This is a genomic window from Caldivirga sp., from assembly GCF_023256255.1.
Taxonomy (GTDB): domain Archaea; phylum Thermoproteota; class Thermoprotei; order Thermoproteales; family Thermocladiaceae; genus Caldivirga.
In genome coordinates this window covers 2084-26870 of the sequence record NZ_JAGDXD010000068.1, presented here as the reverse complement: position 1 = coordinate 26870, position 24787 = coordinate 2084, and the positions used below count along the sequence as shown (strand labels likewise).

The following is a 24787-nucleotide window of genomic DNA, read 5'->3' as shown; positions in this document are numbered from 1 at the left end:
CATGAGGATTAGTAATAAGTTTGAAATCTCAGGTAACATTACATCAATAATAATGAGTAATACAGGCATAGGGTTAAGCAAGTTATTTTACGGAGAATACGTTGAGGGTGAATTAAGGGGTAGTAACGCTACATTGCTTAGGAGCTACTGGGATTTCGGGGGAATTAGGAGGTACTGGAGTAATGGTTCTTTTGAATTCACCTCAGTGTATGGTGATTTAGCAGTATATGTTGTAAGAGGCTATAGGGGGATCATTCAAGGTGAGTTCAAGGTAAGGGGCTTTGGTGGTATTAGTGAATTGAGTGATGGTTCAATTAATGTTAAACATGAGGGTGGGTTCATGAGAATTAAGTCTAATCAACCCCTTAACTTAAAGGTACTGGATAATGGATTCGCAGTGACTATTAACATTAATGGTGAATTAAGAGTAGTTACGGCAGGGGGTGATCAAGTTAATGATATTGATAAGGCACTTAGCGATGAATCACAGGTTGAGTCTAAGAGAAGACTATGGTTAAGCACATTAATGAGCAATGTTAATGGAGATGATTTAATTAAACTATGCTGGTACGTGATATTAACTAATAGGTGCAGTGTACCTAATCACCAAGCCTTAAGGAAGCCTTTTAACATGCCTAGTAAGTACGTTTTCAAGCATCAATGGCTTTGGGACTCCTCATTTCATTCAATAGTCCTCAGCCACTACGACGTTAACATGGCTATGGAGGAGTTGGAGAATTTGTTTACTAATCAGAAGCCTGATGGTAGGATTCCGCATGAGATATTCATGTCTAAGGAGGCGTGTAAATCCTTCTGGGGTATTGATGATTACTCACCTTGGACAACCCAACCCCCGGTGTTGGCTGTAGCCGTTGATAGGGTTTTATCAGTGAAGTGGGATGATGATTTCGCTAAGAGGGCTATTAATGCGTTAATGAAGTATGATGAATGGTTCAGGAGTCAAAGGGATGGGGATTCAGACTACTTGTACTCCTACTTTGATCCATTGGAAAGCGGGTGGGACAATAGCCCTAGGTGGGATGAAGCAACCAGGAGGTTTAATGAGAATCCGCAGCGGTATGGGAAGTATGGGAAATTAACAATGGCCCCTATTGAGGCTGTTGATTTAAATAGCTTAATTTACCTTCAAAGAAGAATAATCGCTAAGTTGGCTAGAAGACTTGGTGAAGTTAAGGCGGCTAACTACTATGATGAATTGGCTGATGAAACCGCTAGGGCAATTAGGAGAATCATGTGGAATAATGAAGACGGCTTCTTTTATGACGTTTATGAGGAAAACCATGAGTTAATCAGGGTTAAGACACCTGCAGCCTTCCTAACACTATTTAGTGGGATAGCCACTGGTGAGCAGGCTGAGAAACTAGTGGTGCATTTGTTCAATCCAAGGGAGTTTTGGACCATGTTCCCATTACCAAGCGTAAGCGCTGATGAACCAACCTATGACCCAGCAGGCTACTGGAGGGGTAGGTCATGGATTAACCTAGTGTGGTTCACGTATCATGGGTTAAGGAACTATGGTTACTATAATGAGGCGTCTAGGCTGCTTAATAAGGTTCTTGAAGTAATGGGTAAATCAATGACTTGCAGCGAGAATTATAATAGTAGTAATGGGGAGCCAATGGGCGCCCCTGATTTCGGTTGGTCAACACTAGTGATAGACATGGTTATGAGTGAACTAGGTAAGGGGAGCTTAGGGCTTACAGGTTCATTATGAAACTTTACTTAACTTAGTAAATATTTTTACGTATTTCCGCGGCCTAAATAGAGCTTAATAGCTAAACACTGAATAACCTTTATTAACACCCTCTCCTCTGAATTCTAAAGAGGAGGCGGGAACTGTGGAACCCCAAACATGTGATAAAGGTGAACTGGAAGGTTTAGTGAACCAATTGTTGATTGATGGTTTAGTTAATGGTATTCAAAACATTAACCCAAATGAAACTAGGGTACTAGCCTCATTCGCCAAGGATGACTTCATAATATACGTTAGAACACTTCACGGAAGCAGGTCACTAAACTACTTATGCAGACTCTATAGAAATGGGGATTTAAAGAGGTTTGTGAATGAGTGGATTGAATTGTGGGTTGTTAAGTGGAGGCAGAGAGTTAAGTTAATGTTCCGTGAGAGTCAGGAGGATCAGGGTACGGAATCAATTGATGACTTAAAGCTTTTAGGTAAGAGGGAGATTGGGAAGATGAGTAGGTTAATTAGGAGGGCTCTTGTTGAGAATAATGAAATATGCGGCATTGATGCAGTATCCAATTACTTAACCGTACAATTCCTAAAGGAGTTAGTGGACTTATATGGTGTCTCAAGGGTTAATCAAATGATTAAGGATAATGACCCAACACTATTATCATACGTAGTTTCAAGAGTTAATGATATTGCTAAAACCCAGCAGCCATTAGTAATATTGTTCCTTAAGATAGATGAAAGGAAGCAATTATTCATGTATTAATGTTAATTTCTTAATTTGAAGCTACCTGTCTAATTCTTACTCCATAATGCTTAAGCCTTTCAGCGTTGGTTGGGTGCTCCTTAATTATCACTATCCATGGGTTATCCCTAAAACTATTAGTGTACTTATTCACATGGCTTAGGTGATTTAAGTGTATTTCAATATAGTGTTTAAAATAACTAATAACCTGATAAACTCTAAGCCGGAATTTAAAGCCGATGGCCTTTGAATTGAAATTAACGCTAGACTGCCCCCGATGCGGTAATAAACTCACGTTAAGGGAATATAATAAGCATGTCCAGTTATACTGCGATAAATGTAACCTAAGCGTTACTATTCGTAAGAGGATTATACTAATGAAGCATGTTGATTATGATGACGATGTATTAGACTGGTCAAGCGCATTAGACTTCCTATACTCACTGTTAAAGGGTAAGGCCACGGCGTCGTATTGAATCATGAGGTAGTAGGCATAGGTTTATAAGAGACGCGCATAGGAGGTGCCTCACCATGGAGTATAGGTTTATTGCCGCGTCAATCGCATTACTGACAACATACAGCCTAATAGTGTTAAGGGGAGTGTCGAGAAGGTTTGATGTGCCGGCATGGGTAGCTATGCTAATTGGTGCATCAATAATGATAGGTACAGGAGTCGTAACCCCTAGTGAAGCCTTAAGTTCAATTAACCTGGACGTAATAATATTCCTTTTCTCGCTGTTCACAATAGCATCAGCACTTGAGGTTAGCGGCTTCCTATCCTACGTGGCCTACAGGCTTGTATCATCAAGCAGGAAAATGTATAACCTAATAGGTAAAGTATTCCTATCATCAGCAGTATTAAGCATGGTTATTTCCAACGATGGATTAGCGGCCAGTTTCACGCCTATGATTATTGAAAGTGGTAAGGCGGCGAATAACATTGATGTTAAGCCCCTCCTCTATGCGCTTGCATATGGAGTCACCATAGGTTCAGTAATGATGCCGATTGGCAACCCGCAAAACCTTCTCATAGCAATTGAATCGGGGATACCTAGGCCATTTGTAAGTTTCATCATGTACTTAGCGATACCAACATTAATTAACCTAGCAGTAACATATGCCTTAATGCTTGTCCTCTTCAGGAGGAGCGCCATGGATGACTTAGAGGTTAAGAGTCTAAGCATAAGTTTAAGTGACCCAGCCTTATCTAACCTAGCGTTAATAATGCTCATCCTTATTGTTGCAGTGCTTGTTGCGTCAGATTTAGTTGGCCTAAACCTAAATGCAGCATTAGTTGCGTTAATTGGGGCAACTGTCGTGTACGCATTAAGCAGTAGGAGGGGGGAGGTCTTAAGTAATGTGGATTGGCAGACGCTGGTATTCTTCATGGCCTTATTCATAGTGAGTGAGGGTGCGTATACTTCAGGTGTTTTAAGTTACCTGGCGCATGCATTACCAGCACCCACAACTCTCTGGGGTATTTTTGCCGCAAGCATACTGTTGAGCCAAGTCATTAGTAATGTACCCATGGTGGCCTTATACTTACCCCTAATGTCAAGCCTAGGTGTTGGGCCAGGGAATGTTAATGATTGGGTTGCCTTAGCAGCGGCAAGCACAATAGCAGGTAACTTAACGTTAATAGGCGCGGCAAGTAACATAATAATACTGCAGGCAAGTGAGAAGAGAGGGGGTCCACGTTTCAGTTACATTGAATTCCTACTTTACGGTATTCCAGTAACACTAGTTAATGCAGGCATTTACTATGCTTACTTAAAATTCATCTAATAACATAATCCAATGCATGAGGAGCGGCTAAGCGCCTAAGCTTGATTATTATTTAACGGAACTTTACCAACTGTATGAGTATTTTATTAAGTCTTTAAGAGTTATTAAACCAGGCCTAGCCTCGGTGACCCTATCAGCTAGATTAACAACAACGGCAGCGGTAGCTGGATCACCTGGTGTTCCACTACTCCTCCAGGTTATGGTTGGTTCACCTTCAAGACTAACCTCCTCATAATCCTCACAGGCGACACATGCCCTTAATTCAACCTTAATGACTTCATGACCATTAACTAACCCAACCCCGTAACCATCAACGCCACGGACTTGGCCAGGCTCAATCTTAAAGTACTGGGTTTCATAATGCTTATCAGCTATTATGGCCTCCTGGTTCTCCTTAACCTCAGTGAGGTTAATACCAATGATGCTTGCAGTAAGTAATATGGATTCAGCGAAGCCAACATGTGCAGTTATTTCCCCTCTACTTAACGCTTCCTTAAATTGACTAGGAGTCATTCCTAAGCCAATTTTCCTCTGGAATGACTGTCTCCTTTCGGCGGCATTAAGTGACCTAATAATGCTTATCTTATTAAGCCTCACCAGTGTTATGGATAATACTGCTGGTAATGCATCGAAGATGAAACCTGGATTAACTCCAGCACCAAGTACGGTTGAGTCATGGCTCTTAGCGTAACTATCTATTAACTCAGCTAAGTCAGGATACCTGTACCACGGCCATGCCAACGTCTCACATGTGGATACCACGTCGGCGCCGACTTTAATTGCCTTAACTAACTGTGGGTAAACCCTATCAAGCCATGTGCCAGTGGAGTGAAGTACAACATCGGGTCTTGAGCTTGATAATACCTTATCGGCATCACTTTCAACCTTAATACCCACACTCTTACCTAAACCCAATACTTCACCAATATCCTTACCAACCTTACTGGGGTCAATATCTATTGCCCCAGTGACCTCCATTCCTCTCTCTAACGCCACTTTAGTTATTAATTGACCTATGGGGCCTAAGCCATATACCACAATCCTTAGATTACTCATTAATTCTTAACAAATAGTTAAAGGTATTTAAGCATTAAGCCTACGCCTTCTCAACTTAACCTAAACCCCACATATAGGTGTAATGCATGTTATGTGTACTACTTATAAAGGTTTAACGTTAGTTAAGTAACTATGTGTAGGTTCGCAGCCTTAGTAGTAAGTGACCCTAATTTAGTTAAGGAGACCTTACTTAAGCTTAAGGAAGCTGCAAAAGCAGACCCAATGGGGCCCAGTGGCGTCGTTACTCATAGTGATGGGTGGGGTTTAGCGGTAATACAGGGTAATCCCAGGGATGGTAAACTCACGTTGTATAGGGCTGCTAAACCCATTTATGATGACCCAAGCTTCAATATGGTGCTTGAATCATTAACCCAATCGATGGGTGTGGTCTACAGTGGTGTTATGCATGTGCTTAATGCTGATGATAAGAATGTTGTAAGTACAGTTACTGTGCATCCTGTTAATGCGCAGGTTAATGATGGGGAATTGTACGTTGTTCATAATGGTGTTGTAGATAAGTTTAAGGTTTATGAATACTTAAAGAGCAGGTACGGCGTTAAGCTTAAGGTTGAGTTAATGAATGACACCTACGTATTAGCCCAGTTACTGGCCAGGATTTACGATGATGCTAGTGATTTAGGGTATGCGCTAAGTAAGTTAGCGGGCTTAATTAGGAATGGTGATTGGCTTAAGTCAGCTTTAAACGCAGGTTTCCTACTCATTAAGCCAAGCGACATTGAGGTATACGTAACATTAATGTATAGTTCAAGTGTTTTAAACAATGAGAGGAGGAGAAAGTACTATAACTTGTTTATGATTAAATCAAGCCTAGGTGTAGTCATGGCATCCAGTACACTTATTAAGGCTTATGGCCTAGGTAATGGCACTGCTGAGGAGATTGAACCTAAGGGTAGTGAATTAATACTATGTAAGCTAAGCTTAAGTAGCATTAACTGTGAGGAGGCTTAGGCAAGGGTCTTCTTAGCTGGAGGAAATGTTTTTAGCCTTGCAATGACTACGCCCTAGTGGAGTATAATCCGTATAGGGCATTGATAAGTGAGTTTAAGGGCATTGCTGCTAAGTTAACGGGAGTGGAGGACTTACAGGTTATTAAGGCTAGAGCCGGTTTCGGGTACTTATCCATTCCACTTCATGACTTAATTAGGAGTAGACCTAACCTAAGTAGTGAGGTTAATGAGGGTATTAAGGGAATTAAATCTCATTACCTAATGGACCTAAGATTCATTAACGGCTTCCTGAACGCTAACGTTAACCTAGTTAATTACGGTAAACTTGTCCTTGACTCAGCCATTAGCCTAGGGCCAGATTACGGTAAAGTCCCAGGCATTAAGCAGCTTAACATAATAGTTGAACACACTAGCGCTAATCCGCTTCACCCGTTACATATAGGTCATTGTAGGAACATGGTCCTTGGGGATTCACTGGTTAGGCTACTTAAATTCATGGGGCATAACGTCTCAGCAAGGTTTTACCTAGATGATACTGGAATCCAAGTAATGTACCTTGCCTTAGGCTACAGTAAAGTTAGGGAGTTAGCTAAGGAGCGCATTGAGGCTGGTCAAAAACCTGACCACGTAATGTGGATTATATACTCCGTCACTAACGCCGTTGCTGAAGTGCAGAGGATCACTAAGTTGCTTGAAGGTAAGAGTGAGGAGGAGTATAGGGGGTTAATTAAGGAGAGGGACGAGTGGGTTGGGGTTATTGCGGATTGGTTAAGTAAGGATAAGGAGCTTGTAAACGCCCTTGTGGAGTCTTTATCAAACATTGACGTTAATGCTGAGGTTGCCAGGATGGCTAAGGCGTATGAGGATGGGGATGAAGGTGTTAAGGGCATTGTCAGGGAGGCGGTTAACCTGGTCCTTAAGGGTTTTGAGGAAACCTTCAGGTTATTTAACGTTAAGTTCGATTCCTATGATTGGGAATCAGAAATAGCGGTTTACAGTGGCTTAGCTAGACGCATAATAATGGACCTGGTTAAGGCAGCGCCAAGCTACGTGGAGTTTAAGGATGGTGTATACGTATTTAGAGCCGATAAGGCCGCCTCAGAGCTTAAGCTTTGGGATGAGCTTAAACTACCTAAGTTCATACCACCAGCTACATTAAACAGGAGTGATGGAACCACATTATACTTAACGAGGGATGTGGCGTACGCCGTATGGTGCCTAACCAACTGTAACCCAAACACTGTAATAAGGGTCATTGCAGTGGAGCAGACTCACCCGCAGGCTCAGTTAAGGATCATGCTTAAGCTGCTTGGTTATGATGCATCCCGTATAGTGCACTACGCCTACGAGATGGTTAATCTAGGTGAAGCAAAGATGAGTAGCCGCAGGGGGCAAGCCGTAACAATTGATGGCCTCCTTGAGGATGCTGTTAAGAGGGTTAAGGCAATAGCCTCAAGTCGTGGCGGATTAAACACTAGTGAAGTTGCCTATGCAGTGGCGGTTGGGGCTATTAGGTACTATTTCGTTTCAGTATCACCAAGTAAGCAAATAGTCTTTGATTGGGGTAAAGTACTGGATATGAACCAAAATAGTGGACCATTCATACAGTACACTTACGTGCGGGCATTCTCAATACTAAGTAAGGCAGGTATTGAACCATTACAATACACAGTACCCAGCACATTAAGTCAAGAGGAGGGTGACTTAATACTTATGATTGGTGAATTCCCTGAGGTGCTATTGAGGGTTTCAGAGGATCTTAAGTTAGAGAATCTAGTTAGCTTCATGAATAGGTTAGCCTTAGAGTTCAACACGTTCTACGAGAAGTACCCAGTCATAAATGCTGAGCCTGGGCTTAAGGAATTTAGACTTGCGTTGGTTAAGGCTGTTAAAATAGTCCTAGAGAACTCAATGAATATACTGGGTATACCAGTGTTGAGTAAAATGTAAATGCCCTATTCGGCCAACTTAACATTAACCTTAATCCCACTCTTAATGTAGTACTCGTCTAACCTACCTCTAACGCTAACTGTAACAAGGAGTTCAGTATCCACTGGGGTTCTAATTCCTTCAGATAACTTAACCAGAACCTTATCTTCACTTATTAGAACTGACCCTATTGATGGATCCTTCAAGGTTGCGTTAATAATCCTAAAGTAGCCCTTAATCATGCTCCTCTGGTACAGTTGAATAATGGCGTACTGCTTAACGTTAACGGGATTAATCATAACCCTCTTAGCCATTATTCTCTTAACCGCTGAAACCAGCCTATAATCACTCAGTGATTCAACGAATATCACGAAGCCAAGCACAATTATAACTAGCGAGAATACTATATCCAGGAACAGTGGGGAAATGGCTATGGTGCTCATCACCTAACCTAACCACGGTGAGCTTAATAAACTCTGGCTTCCACCTTAAGTTTCAACACTACTTAAGGAATTGACTAGCATGATAATTAATGAATGTGTTCTAATCCCTTGTACGCACTGTACTATGAGGTAGCTAAAATAACTCCAGAGTAGCAGCACCAACTATGAAGGCCAGTAGTTTAGCGGTAGCCCTAATACTTGCGGTAATGTTGGCTGTAGCCGTAACGTTTCTAGTCAGTTCTCATAGTGGCTACTATGATGCAACTAATGATGGTGCCTTAACCAGCTGCGCATTAAATACTACGGTTAACGTGGAGGGTTCGTACAGTGTATCAATACCACCAAGTGGTTTCACTGTAAGTTTAACAATAGAGACACCGGCACCAGACATGAATGCCACTAGGGCTTACATCAATGTGGCGTCTAGGGCTGATGATGCAATTACCCTAGTAAGGGGGTTTGGATTAAACTACACTAGTTCCTTTTCACTGAATCCTCAGTATGGTTCATACGGCACGTTCGAGGGCTATAAGGCAACCTACACAATGACTATAATAGTCCCACTGAACCAAACACTATTAGGAGAGTTACTATCTGGCTTAGTCAGCATTGGGGTAGACAGTGTATCAATAGGTTCCTACATAAACCCAGAATTATCTAATGAGGCTCGATTATACGCCCTAAGAATGGCCGTGTTAGACGCCTATAGTAAGGTTAGTACTATTGCTAATGCATTAAATGAAACCATAGTTTCAGTTAAAGTGGTTAATGAACAATACTACTTCACTCAACCAATCCCCTACCTATTAGAAGTAGCATCCTTAGCACCTACATTACCTCCGCCACCTCAGATTAATCCAGGTCCAGGGTCAGCCAGTGCATCAGTAACGATGATTGCAGTATTGTGTAAGGGATGATTTAAGCAAGTTTCTTAACAGGCTTAAAATCAATGTTTTAACCTATCAGCCTTAGAATAGCTTTGATTTAAAGTGACAATGGCCAATATTACTCAAACTGGACTAAGTACTAAGTTAAATGATTCACCTTAACTGCATGGTAACTGATTAACTTTAGGAGTTGTGTAAATTATTTTTCAGTTTAGGACCACTTCATCAGTGCTCAGACGTACTCCCTCACATCACTTAAATGTTTTTCCAGCAGTAAGTTATTAAGCCTTGCTTGAATTAAGTTTAACTGTTAAATGAAGAGTATTGGTTTAGTTAAACCATGTGAGGTTAGTGGAGGAATTGTTTACGTTGACTCTATGCTTGGTTGGTTATCTAGGTGGCTGAGGATGATTGGGGTAATGACTGTCTACAGGGATGATTTCAGTGACGATGAGTTAGTGAATTTAAGCGGATTAGTCATAACTAGGGATAAGGGTTTATTTAATAGGCGTCGTGGCGACACACTACTTCTATTAACTGACGATCACATTCATTGGTTAACCGCAGCATTAATAGTACTTAATGTTGAGCCACTTATAGGCGATAATTCACTATGCCCAATATGCGGTGGTAGGTTAACTAAGGTTAATTCAATGGACGCCATGGGTAAGGTACCATTGAATGTTATTAGTAGAAACCCAACACTACTCAAGTGTGAAGGATGCGGCAGGTACTATTGGATAGGCAGCCACCACAGAGGTATTAGTTACACATTAAGCCTAGTAAAGGGACTGATGACCAAATGCACAATTGAGCATTTGGATGCGGAGTGTGTCATCAATGTAGCTTCATCTTAATCTTATACTGGCAAAGGACCCGCCCTTTCTAATGCAGGGTGAGTTGCCTAATGATGTCAAGGTGGACCCCATCTCAAGTACCTATTACCCATAATTAGCTGAGGCAGTGAAACACTAGGATGAATCACGGCATTAGTCTTGCTTAATCATTAAGGTGGGTTCATGGTTTAGTGAGAATGAGTGGTGACTAGGATCGTTGAGGTGTGGGGGAAGAGGGAGTGAGGTATCCGCAGTTTGGGCAGTACCATGTGTTGTATTGTTCATCCCACTTCAGCTTGTGGAAGCACCTTGGGCATGTGCCTGGTGGTGGTGTTAATGCACCATTACTGTACAGTATCTTCCTAACCTGCCTCTCACTTAGCCCTAGTTTACTTGATATTGATCTTATTGATTCACCATACTGGTAAAGGACGGTGACAGCCCTAGCTAAGCTTGGGTCGACCCTAGTAGCCTTAACCACACCCTTAGCCCTAAGTGCGGCCCTAGTCCTCTCACGAATCAGATAACGTTCATAATCAGCCGCCCAGGCTAAAATACTTAAAACAAGCCTCCTAACCATTGGGTTAAGGTCCTGTAGGAACTCCTCGCGAACACTAACTACGCCAATACCATCCTCATCCAATTGCCTAAGTAGGTTAAAGAGGTCTGTGAAGCTCCTACTAAGCCTATCCAGGCTGTATACTAGGAGTAGGTTAATGCCATTAGCCTTAGCATACTCAACAGCCCTCCCAAACCCCTCCCTTTCAAACGCTGGGATACTACCGCTCACACCCTGATCAATGAAGAACTCCCTCACTGAAATACCCCTAGCTGAAGCGAACTTAAGCAAGCCATCACGCTGGGCATCAAGACCAAGCTCCTGCTCCTCAGTGGAAACCCTAAGGTAAGCCACTGCGTTAACCATCGCACCCCAATAAGCAAGCAGAATAATAACACTTATGTTTAAGTGATAACCTAAGGGGAGTAGTTTAGGACATGTTTCGCATTAGTTTTTGCCTAGTGTTATTATCAAGCATGTTAAGCACTCTACTAATTATTGCAGCATCCCTATCGGCAAGTCTCTTATCTAAACTTGATACTACGTTCCTCCTAAGCGTTAAACCAGCCTTAACCACATCATCAGGGTAACTGGCTAGAATCCTCATTGTGGTTAAGCACCAGTTAATGTACTCTTGGTCAGTAGCCCTTTCTGCTAAAGTCTGGATTACTGATCTTAAGGCCTTAAAGGCATCATCCTGCTTCATTTTAAAGAGCCCCTCTAAAACACCCTTGATGGTGCTTTCCCTTTGACCTTCAGGCATCCTGGCTACTGATATTGGATCTAGTTGTGTTGACATACCTTAATATATGATTTTACTGTTTAAATACTTTATGCTTCATGTATAATGTTACATATTGTGATTATTTTTCATGAACTCTTTAATAGGAAATTCTAGGTTATTCTATTATGGGGAATGGTTTATTAATGGGTCAGTATCGATATCGGTATGGCGCTTAACCTAAGTGAAGATATGTTAAGGGACTTACTTAAACCAAGTAATTCAATTCTGGTTGTCTGGGATGTGCATAAGGCACTCTATAATGCAATATTCAATAAGGATGAATTCTTAAACGCATTAACCAGGGTTATTGAGGCCGCCAGGAGAGTTAAGGTGCCAATAGTGTTCACCAGGATAACACCGTATCCAAGGGGTTTTGAACCATTAACAACTAGGTTAATGCAGTGGAGGGGAGGATTTAGACCTGAGGATATGGAGCTGGTTATTCAGCCTCAGGAGAGTGAAATAGTGCTTAATAAGAATACTTGGAGCATATTTGTTGGTACAAACTTTGAATTGCTGCTACGTAATTCAGGGAGGTCAACCATAGTATTCACTGGCATAGCAACTGAGATTGGTGTTGAGACTAGTGCAAGGCATGCGTATGCATTAGGCTTCATACCAATCATAATTAGTGATGCTGTTTCCTCACGTAGTAGGGATGGGCATGAAAGATCACTACAGAACATGAGGTCATTCTTCCCAGTAATAACCTCAAGTGAGTTGACTAAGATATGGGCGTAGTCGCATTAAAAGGTTAGGTTTATATTTTTCAGCTCATGCTATTACCCTGTAATGACTAGTTTCATTGTTGCTAAAGCCATGGAGTTCCTAGACAAGTGGATTAGGGAAAATGGGCTAGTGGAAATGGATAAGGGTGATGATTACATAGTGTGTAAGGAAGGCAACAATACGATCATGTATAAGGGACTTTACTTAGAAATACCCACTGAGGGTGATGTTGCTAAGGAGATTGCCTTAATGGCTAAGGACAGGGTTCTCTACAACAAGTACTACATAGTCACCACACCTGAGGTTGTGAACTTCATAGATGGTGGCTTAGTTAAGAAGCTTGGTATAGGAGTAATGGTTGTTGATGAATCATCAATTAAGGAGGTTATGAGAAGTATACCTATTGAAACCGCATCTAGTAAAGGACAAGGAATGGATCAGAGGGTAGAGTACTTGGAGAGGACTGTTAATTCTCTTGAAAGTAGGGTTAAGGAACTTGAGGATAAGATTAATCAATTAACGCAGGTGATTAATGAGCTTAAGCGTAGTACTCAAAGAAGCGAGGAGGTGGCGCATACTAGGGCAATGGGGCAGGAGGTTAATATTCAAGTACCCGATAATGTACCAAGCTTTGTTAAGGATAACCCATGGTTAGGTATACTCATGAGTAGGAATGAGAATGAGTCAGCTTAAGATACCTCCAACCGATATCAGGATCTACCTGCTCATAAATTCCCATAATCCCCAATAGCCTGATGTTGTTTTTGGTTAACCAGGGATCAGCTACTTCACTTAACTCTCATGGTTACTCATGTTCATTATTGGTAATGCTTTAAAACTAATATTAGGGTTAGTCTTAATGAGTTTAAGTAACCTAGTTTCCAGCCTAATAATCAGCTTTGATGACGGCTCAACCTGCGGTGTGAAGGCCCCCTTAGGTTCATTCAACCTCTGTGGTTATGGTTCAGGTGAGTTAAGGATCATTAACGATGAATCAGCATCAATAATAGGCATATCCCTCAAGTCAAGTAAGCGGCTCAGTAAGTACCCAGTATCAGTGATTCTTAATCAACCCAAGCCAAGTAGGGTGCTTTCCTTAACCTTCCTAGGCTTAGCGGGACCATTCATAGGAAAGGCCTTTGGTTACTATAACTACGTTGCTCAAGGTAAGCAACCTAGGTCTGAGCCGCCGTCTGATAAGCCGGATTACCCACCAAGGATTAAGGTAACTGGCCTAGTTGAGGGTGATCCATTGGATTGCTGGTCCTACCCAATGCTTACTAATGACTATAATGAATTATACCCCTACACTGTAATGGCACTTACAGATTTAGGTGATGGGAAGTACACTGCATTGTTTACCTTCTCTAATGGTCAATTAACCGCATGGCTTGATAAGGGCCTTATAATAAGAACCTACACCAGTAAGCCTAATGATGAAGTTAACCTAAGTTACGTAGCCTCCATAGCCACTAGTAGTGATCCATATGATGCCATAGCTAAGGCAGTTTCCTCAGCCTCTAGGGTGGCTGTGTTTAAGACAAGGGATCGTAAGGCTAAACCACTGTTCATGAATGGTCTAGGGTGGTGCAGTTGGAATGCATTGTTAGGCGAGGATTTAAGCCATGATAATGTGGTTAAAATTGTTAAGGGACTTAAAGATAAGGGTGTACCCATCAAGTGGATTATAATTGATGATGGTTGGCAAGACCTTTGGAACGGTGTAATTAACAGTACAGAGCCCAGCAAAGTGAAGTTCCCAAGGGGCTTCAAGGCCCTTGTGGATGATTTAAAGAACTTAGGCATAAGTAACATTGGCCTTTGGTTCACCATAAACCTGTACTGGAATGGTGCATCTGAGAAGTTCATTAATGCACTTAACGCTGAGGGCTTCAAGACAAGTAGGGGTTACGTACCTAAGCCTAATCTTGAGAGTGCCTTCAGGCTTTATGACGCTTGGTTCAAGGTACTCAAGGGTAATGGCTTTAGTTTCGTTAAGGTTGATAACCAGTGGTCAATACATCACCTATACAGGGGCTTCGCTAATGATGCGGAAGCCACTGCAGCTGTTGAACTGGGTCTACAATTAGCATCCACTACTAATGGTTTAGATATCTTGAACTGCATGAGTATGCTTCCCGGTAATTACAGCAACTACGCGATTAGTAACGCCTTGAGGATTTCAATAGACTACATCCCAATGTGGAGGACAGACGCTAAGCTTCACACAATGTGGAGTGTCTACAATAGCTTACTGTATAGCCACTTCGGTTATCCAGATTACGACATGTGGATGAGCTATGATCCATCAGCCAAGCTTATTGCCGTAACAAGGATATTTAGCGGAGGCCCAGTATACATAACTGACCGTGAACCCGAGAGGGCTAACGTGGAGTTAATTAAGTGGATTACGCTCAGTAATGGTGATGTTGTTAGGGTTGATGAACCAGCATTGCCAACCAGGGATGTCTTATTCAGGGACCCCTACAATGAGGCAGTATTGCTTAAACTAGCCTCAACAGTTAACGGTTACCCAACGGTAGCCTTCATGAATGTTAATAAGGATGGTGTTAAGATTAGTGAGGAGTTTAAGCTAAGTAACATGCCAATGAAGCTAATGGGCCAGTACGCTTACTATAAGGTTGTGAGTGGAGATTGGGGTATTGTTGACCCAGCAGGTTCACTGAGGATTGAGCTAGGTGATTTAGAGACTGAAATAGTGATACTTGCACCATTAATTAATGGTAAGGCAGCGATAGGCATTGTGGAGAAGGCGCTACCTCCATATCCAATAAAGGTAGGTAGAATTAATGATGAGTTAATAGTTGAGGTTAAGGAGGAGGGAACATTAGCTTATGTAAAAAATGGCGAGATGCAGAGGATTAAGGTAAAAGCAGGGGAGCAAAGGAGAATATAGGTACTAAATCAAAGGCTATTTCATCTTACCCTTGAGTAATTAATCACACAGCATGATGAGCAATCATCCTTAGGTATAATAATTAGCCATAGTGAGAGTGATCCATGAGGGTAAAGGGTCTGATTACCACTAGGTACTAGTTGTTCAGGTTTATTAACAACCAGGTAGTACCAAGCATCCATCATTAGTATTGTGACATTGCCCACCCTCCACGCGTTCACTTGAGGTGACTTTACGGCTAATATCGGTATAACGTAATTATACGTAATGGAACCAACCCTGCTATTACCCCTGTATATGTTTAATGTTACTAGGTAATTGCCATTGTAGTAGGTGGTGTTGAAGATCTTTACATTAATCGTGTATTCGCCCATGGTTACATTACTGAGCCAGATTAGGGCATTGTTGATTGAAAGTTCAATTGGGGCATAACAATAGGTTAAGTTACCTATGGTTAATGAGTCGGAGTTAATTACCCTAATACTCAATAGACTGTTAAGGCTAATACCATGCAGGTACTCCTGGGGTGAAGATGTGTTTATAGCCTCTAGGAGTAGAACCTTAGTTTCGTTAATGCTCCAGGAGATTAATGAAGTATACATTAACTGTGTGTTATTAACCGGATGTCTTATTGTTAAAACCGTTATACTAATCGCATACACACCAACTAGGAGTAAGATAGTTAGGATAACCGGCATTACGTAGAAGTTAACTGGTCCTCGTTTAGCCATATGTTAAACCCAGTAGGTGCTTTTAAACCATTAACTCCATGATAACAGGTAACTCGACATAAGCAGCATAGTAACTATGGTGCGTGAGTAATGGTTTTAAAGTTTAGGTGCTTTAGTTAGCTTGATTAATGTGCTTAACCTGGGGTTGGAATTCCTGGTTGATGAGGTCATACCCCTAATTAAGGCTGAGGTGGCTAGGGAGCTTGCTGAAAGAGGCTACTCTCAATCTAGGATAGCTAAAGTACTTGGGGTTACTCAACCAATGGTTAACAGGTTGATGAATCAGTATGATTACTACCTTGAGAAGGCTAGGAAGCTTAACTTACTGAGTCTAGTTATTAACGTTAGTAAGGCTGTGGTTGAAATGATCATTAATGACCGTTATGATGAAGCGTCAAGATACATTATGAGTACCCTGTTACTGGACCTAGCTAGCCTAAGGCTCTGTGATGCCCATAGGATGATTAAGGCTGACATACCCACTAACTGCAATGTCTGCTCAATAGTAATAATGCCGAGGGATGCGGTGGTTATGAATGTGGAGGAGGCAATTAGGATTCTTGAAGCTAACCCTGAGGTCTCGTTATTAGTACCAGGTGTTCTAATGAACATAGCTGAGGCAATACCCAACCCAAGGGATCCAAGTGATGTTGCCGCTGTACCAGGTAGGATAGATAAGGTTGAGGGAAGAGTGAAGGCGTGGAACCCCCCAACATACGGAGCCAGCAGCCACCTAGCAATGATACTTATAGGGATCTCACATAGTGACCCATCAACTAGGGCTGTTGCCTCAGTTAAGTGGGGGAATGATGTGGAGGAGGCCATTAAGTCACTTGGATGGAGTATGGTAAAGACGAGCGGGTCAATGAAACCTACTGAAGAGGAAATAATAGGTAGGGTCATATCAGCCTACGTAGCCAGTAAACCCAAGGTAATTGTAGATATTGGAGGTTACGGTATTGAACCAATAACATATGTATTCGGTAATAACGCCGTTGAAGTAGCACTCAACATTGTTTCATTAGCTAAGGAAGTGGCTAAGTTAACCAAGACAAGTAAGTAATGCATCTTAGTGTTTCCCATTTGCCGTGATTTCGCAGCGATTACGTTTCCCGCTGGCCTCCTCACTGTGGTGGTTTCTCCTTAGTTGCCCTAGGGGATTGGATTCAAGGGGGATAGTGATGCTGCAGCAATAATCAGCATTATCTAATGGGGTATTAATTAATATTTAAGGTGCCGTTACCGTTTTCGTAAGCATGAACTTCACGTTCTCAGCCTTAAGCCCATTAAGCACTTGCCGTAAAACATCCCTATTCCTAACATAAGCCTCCTCAATTGGAACTAAACCACTACCTACAATAGCCTTCTTAGCAACTAAATCAGCAACTATAGCTGCAGTGAACCCAGTTAACCTAGCCATTGAAGTGAATCCCTCCCTCGCATAATCAATCCCCTCGAATGCGATCTTGGCAGGTTCACCATTAATCATGCCCTTTGCCTCCACGATTGTTAGTGAAAAATCCTCAACTCCAGGCTTAAGGACATTGCCTAGTGATTTAACAAGCACATCGGTATTGTTGAGTAAGCCAAGGTCCTTAAGAACCCTCATTACCTCCAAGTGCCTGCTCCACCTAATGGTCCTCTCATACATTGTTTTAATGGTTCTAAACCACTTAGGCATAGTGACGATTAGGGTTGATAGGCCATCAGTGTAGAATTCCGAGAAATCACCCTCAATAAGCCATGTCTTGAATGGGTAAATGAATGATAATGGGTCAACGTTCTTTAACTCACCGTTAAACATAATGGTAGCTGGCCTCACGTACTCTTCAATAGTGCTCTCAACCGAGAAGAGCAGGTCATAGTACAGCGGTGGCCTTGGGTTCACTGGATTACCACCAACGTGGATACCCACCTCCTCAACTATATCTAATTCTGAGGATGCTGCGACTGCAAGCAGATTAGTTAAGCCTGGGGCCCATCCACAGGCAGGTATTACAAGAGGCCCATTCTTAACCCTACCCGCCACCTCATCACTGAACTTCCATAGGAATATTAAATCAACAACGTTAACTCCATAATCATGAAGCTTAATCACCAGTGAATCAGCAATGGATTGTGGCACAGCAGTTAAGACGACATCAGAATTACTTGCTATCTTCTTGGTGACTGAATCATCCATTACATCAGCTCTGACGGCATTAGCCCCCAAGCTTAATGCATTGTTAACAACCTCACTTGATTTATCATAACCCCACACCTCATGATTAGTGTGCTTAAGCAAGTAGTATAAGGCAGCCTTACCCATTGAACCTAAGCCTACCACAGTGACCACACCCATAATTAAGACCCATTTAACCTTATTAATAGGGTTCTAAAAAGTATTCTCATCAATTAGGATAATGCATATTGAGAATAGTGTTAAATAAAGATAAATAATTCTTTAGTGAATTTTTATGAAATAATTAATGAAATGCAGTAAAATTAATTATCATTTAGCCAATGCGGGTGATGAATGCCTAAGGAAAATTCATAAAGCATCTGGTGTCGTAGATTTAATAAATCAACTAAAGGAACCAATAGTAAAGATACGGAATGAATTAACGAACGCTAGTGTTGACATGAAACCCATGAACTTGCTCATAACTTTTAGATTCGCTATGAGATAAGTATGCACCTCAGATGCGATTGAGTGCTCCATGAAGCTTAAGAGGAGTATATTGATACTGAATGATCCAATATGTAGTGATTTAACTGTTATAAAGCTATTAATGATTAAATAATAACCCTTAATACTTGCGTCTTAAATTAACTCCATAGAGATTGTTAAATTCATGCATTTAACCGGCCTAGATAAGAAATGTAAAAGCATTATTGGTGTTATCAAGTTTAATATAATCATTACCATCATATGCGTGTTCAATGGTTATGTAAGAATTGCAAGAAGCGTGGGTAGAATTAGCTTACGGATACATACCATAATGCTTATTTACTTATCCTATTAACTCCAGTATACCCAAGTTAAGGTTCCTATTAATTACAGTATCATTATTCACTCTATCTCTACTAGTAACATACGCTTACCTCTACCTAAGTCCATTACCCTATATCCGGTCTATGAGTGATGTGAATGGTTTAATCGCATCCTGCGGCAGGTACATTGTGCTAGGGTATATTAATACTAGCAGCACGCAATTTTGGAAATTCACGATTTTGATCTAAGTAATGGGTGTATAATGAGAGTTTACCCACCAACGGCGGTAAACACTACGGATATATTCATAGCTTGGCCTCAAATGAAAGTTAATTGTATAGACAGGGCATTAAACATAGTGTATACGTGCATAAATAGAAGCAGTATTGTTAATAATTATGTCCCTGGAATATGCCTGCTTAGGGTTAATGAGAGCAATGGAGTAACTCTGAATTATGGCTTCTTCAGTTCAATCTACAGTAATAAGAGTACTATATGCATGCTTTACATTAATTTCCCTAGTCTAATGTTCAACATTGTGAATAATAGTGTTTACGTAATATCAATGGGGTCTTCTTTAACCTGGTACTTTAGTAAAATTAAGTATTAATGAAAATGGGTCACTTAAACTTAATTGGGAAGTACCAATGGCGCAGTACGTGGATCTTTCATGGGTGTTTGGAAGAACCTCACCTATGTTAGCTACAGTTAATAACTACGTAACCTTACTTTACAGCGAATATAATAATAGTAATGTGCTGTTGCTTATTAATGATTCTAATGGATCAGTAATATACCGTGAAAACCTAACTAACATGGAAAGTGAAGGTATTTACTACTCCACTGTCGTGGATAGCGTACTTATAAATCCTTGCTACGGCTCATCCTTATGCGGCATAGATCTATTAAGTGGTAGGCCAAAAGTTGGTTTCCTAATCAATAACCTAAGCGGCACTTAATCCTATGGATAAAGGCATAACGGTGCTCGTAGTGTATCTTATGGTGTTTATGGGTATAAGGAGTTGGTAGCAATCATGAACGTAACAAGCGGTTTCGTGATTCATGAATTCACTAGGCCATTGAAGCTACCTATAATAAACACACCAAGCCCAGACTCCATACTACCATACATAACGCCGGTGTTCTTGGTGAATGATAAGTACTTCCTCTACTTCTTTGATAACTCACTATACATAAGCAGTGAATCGCAGTTAATTAATGACTCTTGGTATTACATTCTCTTTGACAATGCATATACAATGATCATACTGTGGGTTATCACTATTATAACTACGATAACTATGATAATTACATATAGGAGGAAGCATCTAAGCAATCTTAATATATGATACTGAGTCAGAATTATTTAAGATTGAGAACTATTAAGATAATTTGAATACAGCTACTCCTACTGTTAAGGTATGCCCCTTACATTATCATGACCGTTCATTCTATGAGTGGGGTAATATTTAAATACTAGTAATTTTTTAATTACACAATGGACAAGCATGGTGGAGGTGAACTCCCTAGAGGAGCTGGCGAGGATAATGGATGCCCTAGGTCATCCAATGAGGTTAAGGATAATAGCATTACTGAGGATGAATGGGCAACTTTACTTGGCAGACATAGCGAAGAGGCTTGGTGTAAGCAGGGCATTAGCAAAAGTACACTTAAACAAGCTCCAGAAAGCCGGCCTAGTAACCTCAAGGGTGGAGTTAGTGCCTGGGGAAGCGAGGGCTTTGAGGTATTACCAATTAGTGGACTTCAAGGTAACCGTGTACCCAGACTACATAGTGAAATTAATGGGTGGCAGCCGTGAGCAGTAACTTAAGCGAGAGGGGTCTAATAATAGTGACAGCCATAGTGTGGGCAGCCCTAGCCGTGGTCGGAGCCCTAGTGGTAATGTACACCGGCATTGATGGTGTAGTATTCGACTTCATAGTCTTTATAATCGCGATAAGTGTATGGGCGAGGGTTATTAAGCTTATGGCTTGGAGAAGTGTTGAAGCCGGTGGCAATTTAGAGAAGCAGCTAAGCGAGTTAAGTAGTAGGATTAGTGAATTGAACGCTAAGATTGATGAGCTTAAGAAGGCTATTGAGGAGTGAGAACATGGATTTGGTTGTGAAGGCAATAATGGTGATAATAGTAGCCATTGCAGTGGCATATCTACTTATATATGTGGCGCCAAACATGCTGAGTCACGTCACGTATGGCTCAAATTACTCGGAAACACCTGTAATTGCTATTGAATCCAAGGTACCGGGTATTGTGCATATTGATGAATATGATGGCCAAAGCACTGAGGTCAACTTAACAATAATATATACACCACTAATGCCTAAACCAACAGTATACTACACGGTTAGTAGGATTGGTGAAGTAACATACATTAATATCAGCTCAGCAACATGCCCAAGTGGGCAGTTTTATCCAGTATACACATGCATAGTAGGTATTAGCATTTACGTGCCATCAAGTACTGCTAGTGTTTCGTTTAAAGATTCAGCATCAGCCATTAATCTAAATATTGATGGTTTAAGAAACCTTAACCTACATTTATCAGCCTCAGCCATAACTATGAAGATATCGAACGTAAGTAACGCCTCAATAACCATACAATCCTCAGAAGCTAATATCAGTATTAAGGGAATGGGACACTACCACGTAGATTCAACGGCTTCATCACTAAATGTAAGCACGCCAACAAACACATGCCTACTAATAGACGCAACGTCAAGCACAGTAAGCTACCCAGGAAATTCAATAGCAGGAACAGGAACAATCAATGCGACGAAGCCAGGCTGCGGAATAGAATTAATCCTAGATTCGATATCAAGCAGTATTACCATAAACTAACCTACGCCTTATCCCTACGCTAATTTAGTCTCGTTTACTCAACATAACCCACTAATTCCTAGTTTAGGAAGTGATGTTGAGTTGCATGGTAAATGATAAGTCTTCTTCATATACTGCATCTACACTTGTTAAGACGTCAACTGGTATTGATGTACCGTTATACATCCCTATGAGTATGGTGAGGAATATTACTCGGTATATAGTATTTTTAAATGTGGTATACTTAAGAAGGTAATTAGTGTTTAAGTATGTTAATTTCACGCATAATGGTACTGTTAAGTATCCCCACAGTGTAGGTCTCGTAACTAATAATGCTTACCCCCTAGATCTAGCATTTCCCAGGCGTAGTGAATTTACCTAAATCACATCGTCCACGCAGGCCCACGCCCAATTAAGCATCATTTAACATAGTCTCTAACGATTGCCTCACGCGTAATTGGGTCAGTTATTGTGTACTCCTTATTAGTCTTTGCAATTACTCCAACCCTCTCTAGGTTTCTAAGTATGTTATTGAGCGTGGTGTCTGGTATTTTGCCTAGCCTAGCCTCCACTATGTTTTTGATAGAGGTCCAGTTGGCTTTACCTAAGGTGGCTACGGCATTTAGAACAGCCACATACCTGGCTCTAGCTACGCTATATACGTCAAGCATCTTATTAACCTCTGAGGCAATCAGCCTAGATGCATCATCTATAATGGCTTCTAGGTCTCTCATTCCCCTAGCGTAATTGTAGCCGAAGTAGGTTAACCAACCCACCACGCCACCAAGTCTCTTAATGGCCTCGTGGATGATGGCCTCAGGGGGTTCAATACCCACCTGCCTAAAGCCCAGCCTAAGGAACTCGATGGCCTTATCCTCGCTAAGGGGCCTTAACCTAACCTCCCTATAAGCCCTACCGAAAAGCGGTGAGTCAGGCTTGTGGAGACCTAGGAAGTCGTAAAGTAACCCAACCTCGGAGCCGGATAGCACAACCCTAGTCTTTAAATGGTCGTAGATGTAGGCCAGTAGCCTCGGTATATTAAACCCTTTAATACCCCTTAGTAGCTGGGCTTCATCGAGGACAAGCACGGACTCTCCCAACTCCTCAATTAACCTAACGAGACCCTCGCCAACCCTCCTAACCCTCAATCTAACCCCAAACACTCCAACCTCTATGAAGTCAAGGCTTCTGATAATATCCCTGAACCACCCATTACCCAATCCACTGTTAACCATGAGGCCTATTAGGTCCCTCATCGTTGGATTATTTGGCAGGAGCCTGCAGTCAACGTAGATGTGCCTAGCTTTAGCCTCACTTAACCCAGTCAATATTAGCGATGTCTTACCATACCTCCTCAACCCAGTCACGAGTATCAACCTATCCATGGTTAATGATTGAACAAATTGCCTAAGCTCATTCTCAAAGTTGAATAAATCATCCCTGCTACGCTTAGGCGCAGGGTCAAACAACATGAACTAACCCCCCTAAGTTACTAACCCCCCTTAGTAAATAAACCTTACCCTATATTTAATGGCCTAATCTGTACGCTAAATCTTAGCTAAATCCTAATTTATGAATCTTAATCATCCGTGTATTAAATGGTTTGATAAAAGCCTAATGGATAACCTCCAGCGGACTGCGCATTAATCCCTTAGGCTAATCCAGGTAGAGACCTTAGATGTGGAAAGGTAAGGTATGTTTAAGCTAGTTATAGTAGGCTTAAGGCTAATGATGAATTGGTTAACCTGGACGATGACAGCTCCACGCATGTTAAGGAGGGGTTAATGCAAGTAAGCTTGTGGCCAGGTTTAGGGATAGCCATGACCATTGACACCTTAATTAGTATTTTTGCTATTATTTAATTCATTATTATAGATCGTATACTAGGACAGCATCTGGATTAAAGGCAGCTATTCATATGTATCCGTTTTGTGAGTCATAGAGTAGAGTCTGTGGACGTGAGCCTATTAGCATTGCTGCTATTACTTGTCCTATGTTTTGAGCAATCACTATCATTGAAATGTCTAACATTACCAAAACCACTATAACCAAGACCCTCAATATGTTCAAACAAAGCCCTACTTCCTCTTATAAATGTTAGACATGACTAACTGGTGCGGGGGGTGGGATTTGAACCCACGCAGGCCTACGCCAACGGGACCTCAACCCGCCCCCTTTGACCAAGCTCGGGCACCCCCGCAAGTGCAAGTCAGCGATTCGTTATCCCTGTTTTAAGCTTTCCTCTATTTGGTACTGATTGCTTAATCTTTCATAAAAGCGTAAAGTCGATTTCAAGGCAGTTCCACTTAATTAACTTAACTATGTGCTTTATTGCTTTACTTAAGTTTTTATCTCTTATTTGTTGACTTCATATTGGTTATAAACGAGGAGTGGACTGAAACTTTTACTGAGCTCTATTTAATTTTTGTAATAAAATAGTATTTAAGGAGTTTAAGCATGAACTATTAATGTCCTTGGCCCAGATGGATGTTAAGAAATTAAGGATTTGCTGGGGTGTTAGGCGTGGTAGGAGACTTATTTGTAAGGAGCCTTTAACTGATGAAGCCGTTATCAAGGAGGTTAAGGAACTAATTGAGGAGTTTAAAAGCAGGTTTGATAAGCATAGAAGTAAGCTCGAGGCAGGAGTCTTCATTGATGAATTAATCAACTTACTTGCACATTGGCTTAAGGAGCATAGGGATGATAAAAACAGGAAGGTGAAGGAAGTCAGAAAAATCGTTAAGAAGATGACTGAGATGTTTGAGACGCTTAGGAAGAGGTGGGTTGAGACTTATTGGAGGCAGTTAATGGAATTAATGAACCCACTCGAGACAGTGGACATTATAGTGACCGGCGAAAATAATGGCAATAGGTCGCTTGTGGTTCATCTATAC

26 protein-coding genes, 1 tRNA gene and 1 pseudogene are annotated in these 24787 nt (G+C 41.3%); 19 read left to right on the top strand and 9 right to left on the bottom strand.

The annotated features are described in order from the left end of the window. Nucleotide 1 precedes the first annotated feature (1 nt). From Q0C29_RS10525 to Q0C29_RS10510, 4 genes are all read left to right on the top strand, one after another. A complete protein-coding gene (locus Q0C29_RS10525) occupies nt 2-1735 on the top strand; it encodes a trehalase family glycosidase (protein ID WP_292000617.1) in 1734 nt (577 codons plus the stop codon). Nucleotides 1736-1901: 166 nt separating this feature from the next. Continuing rightward, nucleotides 1902-2480, top strand: coding sequence for a hypothetical protein (locus tag Q0C29_RS10520; RefSeq protein WP_292000616.1), 579 nt, complete (start codon nt 1902-1904; stop codon nt 2478-2480). Nucleotides 2481-2698: 218 nt separating this feature from the next. Further along, entirely contained in the window at nt 2699-2935 is a 237-nt protein-coding gene (locus Q0C29_RS10515; RefSeq protein ID WP_292000615.1) for a hypothetical protein, read from the top strand. Nucleotides 2936-2990: 55 nt separating this feature from the next. Beyond that, complete coding sequence (locus tag Q0C29_RS10510; protein ID WP_292000614.1) at nt 2991-4244, top strand: SLC13 family permease; 1254 nt, start codon at nt 2991-2993, stop codon at nt 4242-4244. 63 nt (nt 4245-4307) lie between these two features. On the opposite strand, the gene Q0C29_RS10505 is transcribed toward Q0C29_RS10510, so the two are convergent. Then, the gene (locus Q0C29_RS10505) at nt 4308-5300 is read right to left on the bottom strand and encodes a dihydrodipicolinate reductase (RefSeq protein WP_292000613.1); all 993 of its coding nucleotides are present in this window, start codon (nt 5298-5300) and stop codon (nt 4308-4310) included. A 132-nt stretch (nt 5301-5432) separates the two neighbouring features. Between Q0C29_RS10505 and Q0C29_RS10500 the strand changes: the two genes are divergently transcribed. Both Q0C29_RS10500 and Q0C29_RS10495 read left to right on the top strand, forming a co-directional pair. Then, complete coding sequence (locus Q0C29_RS10500) at nt 5433-6269, top strand: hypothetical protein (protein WP_292000612.1); 837 nt, start codon at nt 5433-5435, stop codon at nt 6267-6269. A 56-nt stretch (nt 6270-6325) separates the two neighbouring features. Then, nucleotides 6326-8218 (top strand): arginine--tRNA ligase, encoded by a 1893-nt coding sequence (locus Q0C29_RS10495; RefSeq protein WP_292000611.1) that lies wholly within the window; start codon nt 6326-6328, stop codon nt 8216-8218. Nucleotides 8219-8223: 5 nt separating this feature from the next. On the opposite strand, the gene Q0C29_RS10490 is transcribed toward Q0C29_RS10495, so the two are convergent. Further along, on the bottom strand, nt 8224-8640 hold the full coding sequence (locus Q0C29_RS10490; RefSeq protein ID WP_292000610.1) for a hypothetical protein: 417 nt from the start codon (nt 8638-8640) through the stop codon (nt 8224-8226). Nucleotides 8641-8804: 164 nt separating this feature from the next. Here Q0C29_RS10490 and Q0C29_RS10485 point away from each other — a divergent pair, with 164 nt between their 5' ends. Together Q0C29_RS10485 and Q0C29_RS10480 are read left to right on the top strand one after the other, a co-directional pair. Beyond that, nucleotides 8805-9557, top strand: a complete 753-nt coding sequence (locus Q0C29_RS10485) for an SIMPL domain-containing protein (protein ID WP_292000609.1) — start codon at nt 8805-8807, stop codon at nt 9555-9557. Between the two features lie 284 nt (nt 9558-9841). Further along, entirely contained in the window at nt 9842-10384 is a 543-nt protein-coding gene (locus Q0C29_RS10480) for a Mut7-C RNAse domain-containing protein (RefSeq protein ID WP_292000608.1), read from the top strand. Nucleotides 10385-10571: 187 nt separating this feature from the next. Here the strand turns inward: Q0C29_RS10480 and Q0C29_RS10475 are convergent, their stop codons facing one another. Together Q0C29_RS10475 and Q0C29_RS10470 are read right to left on the bottom strand one after the other, a co-directional pair. Beyond that, nucleotides 10572-11288 carry a recombinase family protein gene (locus Q0C29_RS10475; protein ID WP_292000607.1) on the bottom strand — a complete coding sequence of 239 codons (717 nt, stop codon included), beginning with the start codon at nt 11286-11288 and terminating at the stop codon, nt 10572-10574. Between the two features lie 64 nt (nt 11289-11352). Continuing rightward, entirely contained in the window at nt 11353-11721 is a 369-nt protein-coding gene (locus tag Q0C29_RS10470) for a hypothetical protein (RefSeq protein ID WP_292000606.1), read from the bottom strand. Between the two features lie 150 nt (nt 11722-11871). Here Q0C29_RS10470 and Q0C29_RS10465 point away from each other — a divergent pair, with 150 nt between their 5' ends. The 3 genes from Q0C29_RS10465 (at nt 11872) to Q0C29_RS10455 (ending at nt 15352) form a co-directional block, all read left to right on the top strand. Further along, the gene (locus tag Q0C29_RS10465; protein ID WP_292000605.1) at nt 11872-12447 is read left to right on the top strand and encodes a cysteine hydrolase; all 576 of its coding nucleotides are present in this window, start codon (nt 11872-11874) and stop codon (nt 12445-12447) included. A 51-nt stretch (nt 12448-12498) separates the two neighbouring features. Next, complete coding sequence (locus tag Q0C29_RS10460; protein ID WP_292000604.1) at nt 12499-13128, top strand: hypothetical protein; 630 nt, start codon at nt 12499-12501, stop codon at nt 13126-13128. A gap of 166 nt (nt 13129-13294) precedes the next feature. Beyond that, the gene (locus Q0C29_RS10455) at nt 13295-15352 is read left to right on the top strand and encodes a Sip1-related alpha-galactosidase (RefSeq protein ID WP_292000603.1); all 2058 of its coding nucleotides are present in this window, start codon (nt 13295-13297) and stop codon (nt 15350-15352) included. Nucleotides 15353-15372: 20 nt separating this feature from the next. On the opposite strand, the gene Q0C29_RS10450 is transcribed toward Q0C29_RS10455, so the two are convergent. After that, nucleotides 15373-16083 carry a hypothetical protein gene (locus Q0C29_RS10450; RefSeq protein WP_292000602.1) on the bottom strand — a complete coding sequence of 237 codons (711 nt, stop codon included), beginning with the start codon at nt 16081-16083 and terminating at the stop codon, nt 15373-15375. Nucleotides 16084-16213: 130 nt separating this feature from the next. Here Q0C29_RS10450 and Q0C29_RS10445 point away from each other — a divergent pair, with 130 nt between their 5' ends. After that, nucleotides 16214-17146: a thiamine-phosphate synthase family protein gene (locus Q0C29_RS10445; RefSeq protein ID WP_292000641.1), complete on the top strand. Its 933-nt coding sequence runs from the start codon at nt 16214-16216 to the stop codon at nt 17144-17146. Nucleotides 17147-17311: 165 nt separating this feature from the next. Here the strand turns inward: Q0C29_RS10445 and Q0C29_RS10440 are convergent, their stop codons facing one another. Then, entirely contained in the window at nt 17312-18424 is a 1113-nt protein-coding gene (locus tag Q0C29_RS10440; protein ID WP_292000601.1) for a saccharopine dehydrogenase C-terminal domain-containing protein, read from the bottom strand. Nucleotides 18425-19319: 895 nt separating this feature from the next. Between Q0C29_RS10440 and Q0C29_RS10435 the strand changes: the two genes are divergently transcribed. From Q0C29_RS10435 to Q0C29_RS10410, 6 genes are all read left to right on the top strand, one after another. Then, a complete protein-coding gene (locus Q0C29_RS10435) occupies nt 19320-19667 on the top strand; it encodes a hypothetical protein (protein WP_292000600.1) in 348 nt (115 codons plus the stop codon). 49 nt (nt 19668-19716) lie between these two features. Beyond that, entirely contained in the window at nt 19717-20016 is a 300-nt protein-coding gene (locus Q0C29_RS10430; protein WP_292000599.1) for a hypothetical protein, read from the top strand. 75 nt (nt 20017-20091) lie between these two features. Then, a complete protein-coding gene (locus tag Q0C29_RS10425; RefSeq protein ID WP_292000598.1) occupies nt 20092-20406 on the top strand; it encodes a hypothetical protein in 315 nt (104 codons plus the stop codon). 159 nt (nt 20407-20565) lie between these two features. Beyond that, on the top strand, nt 20566-20883 hold the full coding sequence (locus tag Q0C29_RS10420; protein WP_292000597.1) for a helix-turn-helix domain-containing protein: 318 nt from the start codon (nt 20566-20568) through the stop codon (nt 20881-20883). Beyond that, nucleotides 20873-21163, top strand: coding sequence for a hypothetical protein (locus Q0C29_RS10415; protein ID WP_292000596.1), 291 nt, complete (start codon nt 20873-20875; stop codon nt 21161-21163). Before Q0C29_RS10420 ends, Q0C29_RS10415 begins: the two co-directional genes overlap by 11 nt. A 4-nt stretch (nt 21164-21167) precedes the next feature. Then, nucleotides 21168-21914: a hypothetical protein gene (locus tag Q0C29_RS10410; RefSeq protein ID WP_292000595.1), complete on the top strand. Its 747-nt coding sequence runs from the start codon at nt 21168-21170 to the stop codon at nt 21912-21914. 398 nt (nt 21915-22312) lie between these two features. On the opposite strand, the gene Q0C29_RS10405 is transcribed toward Q0C29_RS10410, so the two are convergent. The 3 genes from Q0C29_RS10405 to Q0C29_RS10395 all read right to left on the bottom strand — a co-directional run bounded on the left by Q0C29_RS10405 (nt 22313) and on the right by Q0C29_RS10395 (nt 24093). Continuing rightward, on the bottom strand, nt 22313-23365 hold the full coding sequence (locus tag Q0C29_RS10405; protein WP_292000594.1) for an ATP-binding protein: 1053 nt from the start codon (nt 23363-23365) through the stop codon (nt 22313-22315). 442 nt (nt 23366-23807) lie between these two features. Beyond that, nucleotides 23808-23963 carry a hypothetical protein gene (locus Q0C29_RS10400; RefSeq protein ID WP_292000593.1) on the bottom strand — a complete coding sequence of 52 codons (156 nt, stop codon included), beginning with the start codon at nt 23961-23963 and terminating at the stop codon, nt 23808-23810. 42 nt (nt 23964-24005) lie between these two features. After that, nucleotides 24006-24093: transfer RNA gene (locus Q0C29_RS10395), tRNA-Leu, on the bottom strand. Between the two features lie 268 nt (nt 24094-24361). On the opposite strand from Q0C29_RS10395, the pseudogene Q0C29_RS10390 reads away from it, so the two are divergent. Then, nucleotides 24362-24787 (top strand): annotated as a pseudogene (locus Q0C29_RS10390) (hypothetical protein); the annotation flags it as partial.

Coding starts and splice junctions, on each gene's coding strand:
- Q0C29_RS10525 (WP_292000617.1), top strand. CDS start 2: ATGAGGATTAGTAATAAGTTTGAAATCTCAGGTAACATTACATCAATA.
- Q0C29_RS10515 (WP_292000615.1), top strand. CDS start 2,699: ATGGCCTTTGAATTGAAATTAACGCTAGACTGCCCCCGATGCGGTAAT.
- Q0C29_RS10510 (WP_292000614.1), top strand. CDS start 2,991: ATGGAGTATAGGTTTATTGCCGCGTCAATCGCATTACTGACAACATAC.
- Q0C29_RS10505 (WP_292000613.1), bottom strand. CDS start 5,300: ATGAGTAATCTAAGGATTGTGGTATATGGCTTAGGCCCCATAGGTCAA.
- Q0C29_RS10500 (WP_292000612.1), top strand. CDS start 5,433: ATGTGTAGGTTCGCAGCCTTAGTAGTAAGTGACCCTAATTTAGTTAAG.
- Q0C29_RS10490 (WP_292000610.1), bottom strand. CDS start 8,640: ATGAGCACCATAGCCATTTCCCCACTGTTCCTGGATATAGTATTCTCG.
- Q0C29_RS10485 (WP_292000609.1), top strand. CDS start 8,805: ATGAAGGCCAGTAGTTTAGCGGTAGCCCTAATACTTGCGGTAATGTTG.
- Q0C29_RS10480 (WP_292000608.1), top strand. CDS start 9,842: ATGAAGAGTATTGGTTTAGTTAAACCATGTGAGGTTAGTGGAGGAATT.
- Q0C29_RS10475 (WP_292000607.1), bottom strand. CDS start 11,288: ATGGTTAACGCAGTGGCTTACCTTAGGGTTTCCACTGAGGAGCAGGAG.
- Q0C29_RS10470 (WP_292000606.1), bottom strand. CDS start 11,721: ATGTCAACACAACTAGATCCAATATCAGTAGCCAGGATGCCTGAAGGT.
- Q0C29_RS10465 (WP_292000605.1), top strand. CDS start 11,872: ATGGCGCTTAACCTAAGTGAAGATATGTTAAGGGACTTACTTAAACCA.
- Q0C29_RS10460 (WP_292000604.1), top strand. CDS start 12,499: ATGACTAGTTTCATTGTTGCTAAAGCCATGGAGTTCCTAGACAAGTGG.
- Q0C29_RS10455 (WP_292000603.1), top strand. CDS start 13,295: ATGAGTTTAAGTAACCTAGTTTCCAGCCTAATAATCAGCTTTGATGAC.
- Q0C29_RS10450 (WP_292000602.1), bottom strand. CDS start 16,083: ATGGCTAAACGAGGACCAGTTAACTTCTACGTAATGCCGGTTATCCTA.
- Q0C29_RS10440 (WP_292000601.1), bottom strand. CDS start 18,424: ATGGGTGTGGTCACTGTGGTAGGCTTAGGTTCAATGGGTAAGGCTGCC.
- Q0C29_RS10435 (WP_292000600.1), top strand. CDS start 19,320: ATGAGAGTTTACCCACCAACGGCGGTAAACACTACGGATATATTCATA.
- Q0C29_RS10425 (WP_292000598.1), top strand. CDS start 20,092: ATGAACGTAACAAGCGGTTTCGTGATTCATGAATTCACTAGGCCATTG.
- Q0C29_RS10420 (WP_292000597.1), top strand. CDS start 20,566: ATGGTGGAGGTGAACTCCCTAGAGGAGCTGGCGAGGATAATGGATGCC.
- Q0C29_RS10410 (WP_292000595.1), top strand. CDS start 21,168: ATGGATTTGGTTGTGAAGGCAATAATGGTGATAATAGTAGCCATTGCA.
- Q0C29_RS10405 (WP_292000594.1), bottom strand. CDS start 23,365: ATGTTGTTTGACCCTGCGCCTAAGCGTAGCAGGGATGATTTATTCAAC.